Source organism: Neobacillus drentensis, assembly GCF_036965245.1.
In the GTDB taxonomy this organism is placed as follows: Bacteria; Bacillota; Bacilli; order Bacillales; family Cytobacillaceae; genus Neobacillus; species Neobacillus drentensis_G.
On record NZ_JBALPG010000026.1, the window covers coordinates 667 to 10,871 of the forward strand.

The 10,205-nt window shown below is 40.2% G+C and carries 8 protein-coding genes; 6 read left to right on the top strand and 2 right to left on the bottom strand.

Going from position 1 to position 10,205, the window contains the following annotated elements; genetic code table 11:
• Window positions 1-432: 432 nt before the first annotated feature.
• Together V7150_RS07630 and V7150_RS07635 are read right to left on the bottom strand one after the other, a co-directional pair.
• The gene (locus V7150_RS07630) at window positions 433-2,745 is read right to left on the bottom strand and encodes a thiamine pyrophosphate-dependent enzyme (protein WP_335515748.1); all 2,313 of its coding nucleotides are present in this window, start codon (window positions 2,743-2,745) and stop codon (window positions 433-435) included.
• An 18-nt stretch (window positions 2,746-2,763) separates the two neighbouring features.
• Complete coding sequence (locus V7150_RS07635; RefSeq protein WP_335515751.1) at window positions 2,764-3,774, bottom strand: 2-oxoacid:acceptor oxidoreductase family protein; 1,011 nt, start codon at window positions 3,772-3,774, stop codon at window positions 2,764-2,766.
• 235 nt (window positions 3,775-4,009) lie between these two features.
• On the opposite strand from V7150_RS07635, the gene V7150_RS07640 reads away from it, so the two are divergent.
• The 6 genes from V7150_RS07640 to ilvA all read left to right on the top strand — a co-directional run bounded on the left by V7150_RS07640 (window position 4,010) and on the right by ilvA (window position 9,973).
• The gene (locus tag V7150_RS07640; protein WP_335515754.1) at window positions 4,010-4,180 is read left to right on the top strand and encodes a hypothetical protein; all 171 of its coding nucleotides are present in this window, start codon (window positions 4,010-4,012) and stop codon (window positions 4,178-4,180) included.
• 232 nt (window positions 4,181-4,412) lie between these two features.
• A complete protein-coding gene (locus tag V7150_RS07645) occupies window positions 4,413-5,333 on the top strand; it encodes an SDR family NAD(P)-dependent oxidoreductase (protein WP_335515757.1) in 921 nt (306 codons plus the stop codon).
• 75 nt (window positions 5,334-5,408) lie between these two features.
• Window positions 5,409-6,002: a TetR/AcrR family transcriptional regulator gene (locus tag V7150_RS07650; protein ID WP_335515760.1), complete on the top strand. Its 594-nt coding sequence runs from the start codon at window positions 5,409-5,411 to the stop codon at window positions 6,000-6,002.
• A 114-nt stretch (window positions 6,003-6,116) separates the two neighbouring features.
• Window positions 6,117-7,019, top strand: a complete 903-nt coding sequence (locus V7150_RS07655; RefSeq protein ID WP_335515762.1) for a TIGR01777 family oxidoreductase — start codon at window positions 6,117-6,119, stop codon at window positions 7,017-7,019.
• A gap of 52 nt (window positions 7,020-7,071) precedes the next feature.
• Window positions 7,072-8,631 carry an NAD(P)H-hydrate dehydratase gene (locus V7150_RS07660; RefSeq protein ID WP_335515765.1) on the top strand — a complete coding sequence of 520 codons (1,560 nt, stop codon included), beginning with the start codon at window positions 7,072-7,074 and terminating at the stop codon, window positions 8,629-8,631.
• A gap of 121 nt (window positions 8,632-8,752) precedes the next feature.
• Window positions 8,753-9,973: a threonine ammonia-lyase gene (ilvA, locus tag V7150_RS07665; RefSeq protein ID WP_335515769.1), complete on the top strand. Its 1,221-nt coding sequence runs from the start codon at window positions 8,753-8,755 to the stop codon at window positions 9,971-9,973.
• Window positions 9,974-10,205 lie beyond the last annotated feature (232 nt).

Consider the following 10,205-nt stretch of genomic DNA (forward strand, 5'->3'; position numbering starts at 1 on the left):
AAGCCTCGCATTCGGACAAGAAAAGGTAACTTCTTGCTAGACCTGTCCGAATAAGCCTAGTATTCGGACAAGAAAAGGTAACTTCCTACTTGACCTGTCCGAATAAGCATTGCATTCGGACAAGAGAAGGCAATTTCCTGATTGACCTGTCCGAATAAGCCTCGCATTCGGACTATCAACAGTCAAAACTGCATAATGATCAGCTGCAAATATCGGAGGTTTTTTTCTTGTTGCAAAATGGGTGCTTTGCTGAAATTAGAATAAACCTTAATTTGATTATCATTTAGTCCATTGGAATATTAAAAATGGCGTGCTAAAACTGAAAGCAGTTTTACACGCCATTTTCTATGTCATTTAACTGTTTTGCACCTAAAAACGAAACCCTTCACTTTTTTATTTTGCTCGTTTTTTATATTTTAATAGATTCTTCTCTTAAAGATAAGGGCTATCATGTTTCGCTTTGAGCCGGTTCCACCGGCGTTCGACCTCATCCTCAAACATTTGCAGCATGTCTTTGCTGTCTTCTTTTAGCAAATGTTTCGTTTTCCCCATTAGTTTCAACCACTCTGTTACAGCTAAGCGTTTATTTTTAGCTTCAGGATCATAGGTGATGGTCGTTATTCCTCGGTCCACCTCATAAAGAGGGAAGAAGCAGGAGTTGACAGCAGCCTCTACAATTGTCTGGCCTAATTCATCCTTTGATTTCCAGTTCAATGGACAGGTAATCAAAATTTTACCGTATACTAACCCTTCATTCTTTGCATACCACTGAGCCTTTGCGGCTTTCTTTAATAGGTCTCGGTCAAACGCTTCTGTTCCAGTAAACACATAAGGGATATGGGTCGCGGCCATAATTTGCGCGGTATCCTTGTGATGGAAGGGTTTTCCGTTTTGGAAGCCGCCTACATTTGAGGTACTTGTCATATGTCCCATTGGTGTTGAATAGGAGAGTTGGCTGCCTGTATTCATGTAGCCTTCGTTATCATATTCGAGAATGATCATTTTATGATTTCGCAAAGCAGTTCCAATGGCTGGCCCCATCCCAATGTCCATGCCGCCGTCACCCGTAACCATGACGAATGTAAAATCATCGCTCAGACCTAAGTCAGCTAATTCACCACGCCGTTTTCTTTCCTGGAACATTTCCACAAGACCCGATAACGTAGCTGAGCCATTTTGGAAGAGATTGTGGATGTATGTCGCTTTATGGGCGCTGTATGGAAAACCAGTCGTCACAACCATGGCACAACCGGTATGGAATAAAGCTACAATATCCCCTTCAATTCCTTTAAAAAACAACTCCAGCCCCGAGAAAATTCCGCAGCCTGGGCATGCACCGTGACCAGAAGCTAAACGTTTTGGTTTTTTTGTTAAACTTCTTAGTGGAGGGATTTTCACCTTAAGTTCACCGGTATTTTCATCAGGTGTGACGGTGATTAAACCAGTATTCAAATCTTCTTTTTTCATCGGATTTAAGATACGCTTTGGTGCGTATTCCGAATTGCCGGGATTATGTCCGAAATAGTCGAACGGCTTTTCCGCAACCCCATTTTCAGCTGCTTGTTGTGCTAATTGGAAAAAATGTTCTGCGTCGTCAGCATAAAAATCTTTGCCGCCTAATCCATAGATACGGTTAATTACCTTTGTACTAACATTTCCAATTGTTTGCAGTGCCGCTTTAATTTCTAAGGCCATGTTTCCGCCATGGGCTCCGTACGAGTCGGCACGGTCCCCAACTGTAATCGCTTTCACGTTTTTTAATACTTCAGCGATTTGTTTTTGCGGAAAGGGGCGAATTATATTTGGAGAAATGACCCCGGCATTTATCCCTTGTAAGCGGAGCCGATCGGCTACGTCTTTACAAACCTCAGCGGCTGAGTTCAACATAAAGACAGCAACTTCTGCATCTTCCATACGATATAAATCAAGGATTGGATATTCGCGGCCTGTTAATTCTGCATATTCTTTCGAGATTCTTTCGAAGACATTCTCCGCATTATACATGGCTTCTGATTGTTGATAGCAGTTATTAATATAGTCAGGTTCATTCATATATGGACCGATTGTCACCGGATTCTCACGATCTAGTGCGTGAGGGAAGTTTGTTGGTGGATCACCGATAAACTTATGGACATCGTTTTTGTTTTTTATTACATGGACACGTCTTTTTTGATGGGAAGTGAAATAACCGTCGTACGATACGATGACCGGCAGACGGACTTCCGGATCTTCCGCTAGTTTAATCGCAATAATATTCATATCATAGACGATTTGCGGATCACGGGCCATCAAAATTGGCCATCCGGTATTTAAAGCAAAATATAAATCGGAATGATCTCCATGTATATTTAATGGACCGGATACTGAGCGGTTGACCAAATTCAGCACCATTGGAAATCGAGTTCCTGATTGAACGGGCAGCTGTTCTAGCATATAGAGAAACCCATTGGCACTTGTTGCGTTAAACACACGTCCTCCGCCAGTCGAAGCCCCGTAGCAGATGCCAGCTGATCCGTGTTCTCCATCAGCAGGTATCAATACAATATCATGCTCTCCTTTGGCTTTCATCCCATCTAGGAACTGGGCAACTTCTGTGGAAGGTGAAATAGGAAAATACCCCATTACATGATAATTTATTTGGTGTGCTGCATAGGCAGCCATTTCATTGCCTGATTCAAAAACAATACTTTGTTCAACTGACCCCGTAAGCATTGATTCCTTTTCTTGATCTAAATTAATGGACATGAAGATCCCGTCCTTTCCTTAATTTTGGATAGCCAATTCAAATAGATGTGGCACACGATGTCTGTCAGCGTAGCCGTCATTATATTCTCTTTCTTCAGTTAATGCATCAACAGGACAAGCATGGACACATTTTAAACAGCCTTTGCAATATTGGTAGTCAATCCCTTGAAGGAACATTTGCGGCCGGCCCCGTTTGTCTGCTTTTTCTTCCCAAACAAAGCAAAAGTCCGGGCATGCGGTATCACAGGCTGCACAGTTAATACATTTTTCTTCGTGAAAATGCGGCAGCATCCCGGCACGTGAAATACTTAAATCCTTTAAAATGCTATTTCCTGGATTTGTAATCGTACCGCCAATGGTCTGGGTTTGATAGCCGAGGAGCGGTTCTGCTCTAGTAAATGGTTTAGGCTCGAACTCATCACCAAGCGAATATGTTTTAAATTCGACTTCATTGTACCCACGCTCAAACGTACGGATATTGGGCTCCACAAGGTGCGGATACTTTTTCTCAAACGTACGGCAAATCGTTTGTTTCATCGACTCAGGGTCTAAAAAGTCCAAGATTCGATAAAGCGCTCCCAACATTGCGGTATTGACTTTTGTTTGTTCTTCTAAAGCAATGCCGGTTGCATCAACGATGGCAATCGTGCCGCCAGGAATTTTCATGACATTCTTCAGTTCGTCAGGAGATTTTTGTGAATTCACTAGGATAGTGCTGTCGGGATAAATCCCGCTTGTACAATCAATGGTTTTAAAAAGGGCATCATGGAAAATGCCGACAACATGAGGACGTTCAATTGGTGTGGTGTCTCTTATGTTTGTTTCCGGGTCGCAAAACCGAATGTGTGCTTTAACAGGGGAGCCTTTTTTCTCTGATCCGTAGGATGAAAAACCGACACCGTTTAATCCGTTTCCAACAACTCCATCTTCGGAAAGCATTTTTCCAGCTAAATTAGCTCCCAATCCGCCAATCGATTCAAGGCGGATTTCAAAAAAACCTAAGTCATTGATTTTCTGCAGTTTTGACAAATATATTCCTCCTATCTAGTCTCAATAATTAGAGATTTAATATTATAAATTTTCAATAAATTATTGCATTTTTATTGTAACAGTACTCAAAATTAATTACAACAGATTATTAAGTTAAAACCTATGAATAGCTAATTAACTATTTTTTTCACTGTTATTAGTATTATTTTAAACATCAGGATCAAATTATGTTGTTTTTTGATATAGTACAGATGAAAAATGTTGTATAACAGTCTTGGCTTTTTTACAGCATATTTCAGTAGCAACAGCACATACTATAGCTTCTTTGAATTTGGGATTGTGGTTGGAACATATATTAGTAGGTTTGATCGTAACAGGAGCAGGTTATGCTCATATGCATCAAAATTTAGGTATTTTAATATTGTTTATGATTGTCAACTATTAAATCTTACATGGACAGAAAAGATGAAAGTATTGTGGGAAATTAGTTTTAATTTGTAGGGGGAGACTTCCAGGGACTTAAAGTTTAACTCGCCTGGGTAATGGCCTATTTTTCAAACTGTGTCGAACAAAGTCAATAAAAAAATTGCAAAGCTTAGTGTCATTTTTATAAGTTTTTCATATATTTCTAATAAATGAACGGTTCATTCAATTTTAGGAAAAGGGGAGTTTTTTCAATGAATAAAATAAAAACAGGTTCAAAGTGGGATTTAAATGGAAAATTTGTGATTATTACAGGTGCGACTAGCGGGATTGGGCTGGCTGCGGCCAAAGCAATTGCTGCTCATGGGGCAAACATTGGAATCGTCGCTCGGAATGAGGCAAAAGCAAATGAAATAGCGAAACAAATCAACGATTTATCAGGCAGGGAAGCAGTGGTTGATGTGTTTTTAGCAGACATGGCTTCCCAGCAATCAATACGCCAAGTTGCCAAGGTAATCTTAGCTAAATTCCCTAGAGTGGATGTCCTTATAAACAATGCTGGTGCGCTGTTTCAAAACCATCAATTGACTGACGACGGAATTGAAATGACTTGGGCAGTCAACCATGTTGGACCATTTCTGCTTACAATGCTATTGCTTAATCGCTTGAAGGAAAGTGCTCCAGCCCGTATCATTACTACTGCTTCTCATGGTCATAAGATGGCTAAGATGGGAATCAATTTTAACGACCTGGGGGCTGAACAACTTTACAGACCTCTAAAGAAGCTAACGGGAGGGCCGACAGTAAGGTACAGTCAGACTAAACTTGCGAACATTTTGTTTACTGCTGAACTTGGAAAAAGACTTGAAGGGACTGGTGTTACAACCTATTGCTTTGACCCAGGTCTAGTGGCAACAAATTTCAATCAAAATAACGGGATGTTGGCAAGCGCAACGATGGCAGTAATGAAGATGTTTTCACGCAGCCCTGAAAAGGGAGCAGAAACATTGGTGTGGCTGACTGAGACAGACGAAATCAGTCATCAAACAGGACAATACTACGCCGATAAGAAAGTGGAACTCCCATCTGTACCTGCTCGAGATATGAAAGCGGCCTACCGGCTCTGGAACGTTAGTAAAGAACAGACTCTGCTCACAGATCGGTTCGACATGTAGAATCATGGTCGAGAGCTGTTTAAAAGTATGATATACTCCATAATAATCATCCATATAATGGAGAGTGAAAGTAGAATGGTACCATCAAATGAACATAAGCTGGACCAAATACACTTGCAGCGGATTGAACAGATTAAAAAAGCTGCCTTAAAAGTCTTTGCTCGTCGAGGAATTGTCGGAACGAAAATGAGTATGATTGCTGCTGAGGCCGGAATCAGTCAGGGCTTATCCTATCGATATTTTAAATCAAAAGAAGAGCTTTTTATTACTCTTATTCAAGAGGCAATGGAAGAAGCCAATAGTGCTTTTGAACATGTCCGCCAACTGCCGGGCACGCCTAAGGAACAAATCAGAACGTTCACCCAAAATATCCTTGATGAAAATAATAAATATTCCTTCATGCTAATACACCATGCGAGCGTTTCGGATGAGGTTCCAGCGAAGGCGAAGCAAATAATCGAACACTTTTCAGCTAAAGACTCCATTGGACAACTAATCCCACTCTTCATCAAAGGTCAGCAATTGGGCGAATTTTGTGAAGGTGATCCTTATAAACTATTATTTTGCTATTTTTCCGTGATTACCGGCCTTATGCTGCAGGAAAATCAAATTGATGATAATAATTGGTGTGCAGATGTTGATATCTTGATTAAGATTTTAACGAAATGATATTTCTGAACCTTTCATTGAGGCTTTAATTAGTGGAACCAACTCATACCATCCAGGGGGCTTCCACATGGTCTTCGCATAAATATTAAGTAATTTTTGGATTGGAGGGGAAAAATGAAGATCGTTATTGCTGGTGGTTCCGGATTTATCGGGAAGAAATTAACTGACTTCCTGCTCAGCGAAGGGAATATTGTAACTATTTTAACAAGAAAAGATAAGAAATCTTCGGGGAATGTGTCATATGTGAAGTGGCTTGAAGAAGGCACTTCTCCTGAAAATGAAATAAAAAATGCTGATGTATTTATTAACTTAGCAGGTGTCTCCATAAACGATGGAAGATGGAATGCGAGACATCAGAAACAAATCTATGATAGTCGGATGAAAGCAACAGATGAGTTATTAAGAATCATCACCATATTACCTGAAAAGCCTTCTGTACTTATTAATGCAAGCGCCATTGGCATTTACCCGCCATCAGTAAATGCGGTGTATACAGAAGATTCATTAGAAACGGCAAATGATTTTCTAGGTAAAACGGTCCATGACTGGGAGAACAAAGCGAAACAAGTAGAAGCGCATTCCATTCGAGCCGTCTTTATGAGATGCGGCGTTGTGCTTGGCAATGAAGGCGGGGCACTTCCTCTCATGGCACTACCATATAAATGGTTCGCTGGTGGTACAGTTGGTTCGGGCGAACAGTGGGTGTCATGGGTGCATGTGACGGATGTTGTACGAGCCATTGCATTTGCTATTGAAAATGAAAAATTGAGTGGTCCTGTCAATGTCACTTCGCCATCTTCCATTAATATGAAGGATTTTGGTAAAACAATTGGCTCAGTATTACATCGTCCACATTGGTTGCCCGTTCCTTCATTTGCCATGAAAATGGTACTTGGACAAAAAAGTACACTTGTTCTTGAAGGTCAACACGTCGTACCAAAAGTGTTAATGGAAGAAGGCTTTGAATTCATGTTCCCTTCACTCCAATCTGCTTTGGAGGATTTGCTGACAAAGTAGACTCCACTGACTACACAGCCAAAATCAAAAAATACGAAATGTAGGGATGTCCATGTTAATTGCAGGCCAAAAGGAAATGCAGCAAATGGATCAATATACTATGGAAAAGCTGGGCTTGCCTGGGGTGGTGTTAATGGAAAATGCAGGAGCAAAGGTAGTAGAGGAAATCCTAGCAGATCCACCATGTGATAATCCGCGAGTGATTGTGCTTGCTGGAGGTGGAAATAATGGCGGTGATGGATTTGTCATTGCTCGAAGGCTTTGGGATTTAGGAATGGAGCCTCTTTTATGTTTGTTGGTAAACCCTGATCGAATAAAGGGAGATGCAAAAGTTCATCTTAATGTGTATACCAACCGCGGCTTACCAATCTTCTATCTTCAGGAAAATACACTTGAAGACCTTCGAAATGAATTGAATCAGGCAGACATCATCATTGATGCTATTCTTGGAACAGGGGTGAATCGTCCTGTACAAGAACCTTTATCCCAGGTGATTTCAATGGTAAATGAATATGAAAGGAAGAAATTACTCATTTCTGTTGATATTCCTTCAGGTGTTAGCAGCGATGATGGGAAAGTAAATGGTATCGCAGTAAAAGCAACAAAGACAATAACCTTTGTATTTCCGAAAAAAGGATTCTTTTTACATGATGGGCCAAAGTATGTTGGGGAGTGGAAGGCTGTTGACATTTCTGTGTCGCCAACCATTGCAATGGAATTAGGTTTAGCTATGCCCAAATTGATAACAGAATCGCTTGTGAAAGCTTCAGTGCCATTACGACCTAAGCATGGTCATAAGGGAACTTTCGGACATGCTCTTATTGTAGGAGGGTCCCGCTCCTTTATTGGAGCACCAATTTTTACTGCTAAGGCAGCCTTACATTCCGGTGCGGGATTAGTTACCTTAGCCATTCCAGAAAGTATTTATCCGATGGCAGCTGCACAGAATCCAGAGTCTTTATTCCTGCCGCTATCAGAAGAGGATGGTCGTTTTAGTGAAAAAGCAATAGATGAAATGGCTCCGTTGCTTCATCAATTTGATAGTGTAGCGATTGGACCTGGGATGAGTAGATTTCCTCGGGGTGAAGAATGGATCAAATCGTTTATTACTTCTCTTATCCATCAGCCGATTGTTGTAGATGCGGATGCATTATATTTACTTCGAAACGATTTGGATTTGGTACGACAATATAAGGGGAATGTGCTGTTCACTCCTCATCCAGGAGAAATGGCCAGATTAATGAATTTAACAGTAAAAGAAGTGGAAGAGGACAGAATTAAAATTGCTAAGACTTTTGCGAAAGATCATAACGTATATTTGCTGTTAAAAGGACATCGAACAATTATCGCAACTCCTAGTGGGGATGTATACATAAATCCTTATGGGCATGATGCGCTTGGTAAAGGGGGAAGCGGGGATGTACTTACAGGAATGATTACATCATTCCTGGCACAGGGAGCTTCTCCTGTCCATGCTTTAATTGCTGCAAGCTATATACATGCACGTGCTGGAGAAGAAAAGGCCAAAACTCTATCTAGCTATGGAGTAATGCCATTGGATATAATTGATGGGATAAGGGATCAGCTTAATAATGGTATCTTAAGGCTCTGACCTCAAGGAAAAAAGCTTTAACGCTGAGGTGGGTAAGACCCCAATATTCTCATTTTAGTAGAATAGTTTACTTTTTCCAGTGCATCCTAAAATAAGAAAAAAGGATGCAGGGGGTTTTGACTTGGTTAGCCTAGACGATTTGATCCTAGCACGTGAAAAAATGAAGGGAATTGTTCATTCCACTCCGCTCGATTATTCAAAAACTTTTAGCAGCCTATCATCCAATAATGAAGTATATTTAAAACTTGAAAATTTACAGAAAACCGGCTCGTTTAAAGTAAGGGGTTCCTATAATAAGCTGATGTCATTGACGAAAGAAGAACTACAAAAAGGTGTTATTGCTGCTTCAGCTGGGAATCATGCACAGGGTGTTGCTTTTTCTAGCCAAATGCTAGGGATTCCTTGTACGATTGTCATGCCGAAGGGTGCTCCACTAAGTAAAGTGTCAGCAACGAAACAATATGGGGCAAAAGTGCAATTGCAAGGGAATGTGTTTGATGATGCCCTTGCTTACGCATTGGAACTAAAAGAAAGTATGGGAGCAACCTTTGTTCATGCTTTTGATGACGAAGCAGTTATTGCGGGACAAGGTACAGTGGGCTTAGAAATATTGGAGCAGCTTCCTGATGTAGAAGCGATTTTTTGTCCAATAGGGGGAGGAGGACTTATTGCGGGTCTTTCCTTGGCAGTCAAAGAGAAAAACCCAAAAATTCGTGTTTATGGTGTTCAAGCCCTTGCTTGTCCGAGTATGAAACAATCATTAATAGAACAAAAACCTGTCATGGTAGAATCTACCCCTACAATGGCAGATGGAATTGCAGTCAAGAAACCAGGTGAGCAGACATTTGAACTAGTTCAAAAATATGTAGATGATATTTTTTGTGTAGATGAAATGGAAATTGCCAGAACCATGCTTATGTTGTTGGAACGGAATAAGCTCCTAGTCGAAGGCTCCGGTGCTGTTGCATTATCATCTTTATTGTATAAAAAAGGAAATGTTAAAGAGAAGAAAGTGGTTGCTATTTTAAGTGGTGGGAATGTTGATGTGAATTTTATTTCACGGATTATTGAACGTGGCATGGTTGAGTCAGGAAGATATGCAAATTTTTCACTGATCTTAAAAGATAAGCCGGGTCAACTTCAAAAAGTATTGAGATTTATTACTGAATTAGATGCGAATATTCAATCTGTGATTCTTGAACATGTTGGAGAAAATATTTACCCAGGATATGCACAATTGGAGCTATCATTAGAGACGAAAAATCATGATCATATTGAGACACTTAAGAAAGTATTGAAAAGCAATGGTTATGGTGTGAAAGACAACCATAATTTATCCTAAAGATCATCAGTTTTTATTGAAGAAAGGGTGTCAAAATTGGACACCCTTTTGTCTATTTCGATTTCATACATAAAGAGACTGAATGATTACTTCGTTTCAACAGTTTCATTTACAATACTGTAAATTGCTAGGCCGGACAAGTTGCTAATGTTCGGTCTGTTTTTATTCATTTCTTTTCAAAAAAAAACATTAAAAAGAAAATATTGCCAATCATTTTAAAAAATGTTAATAT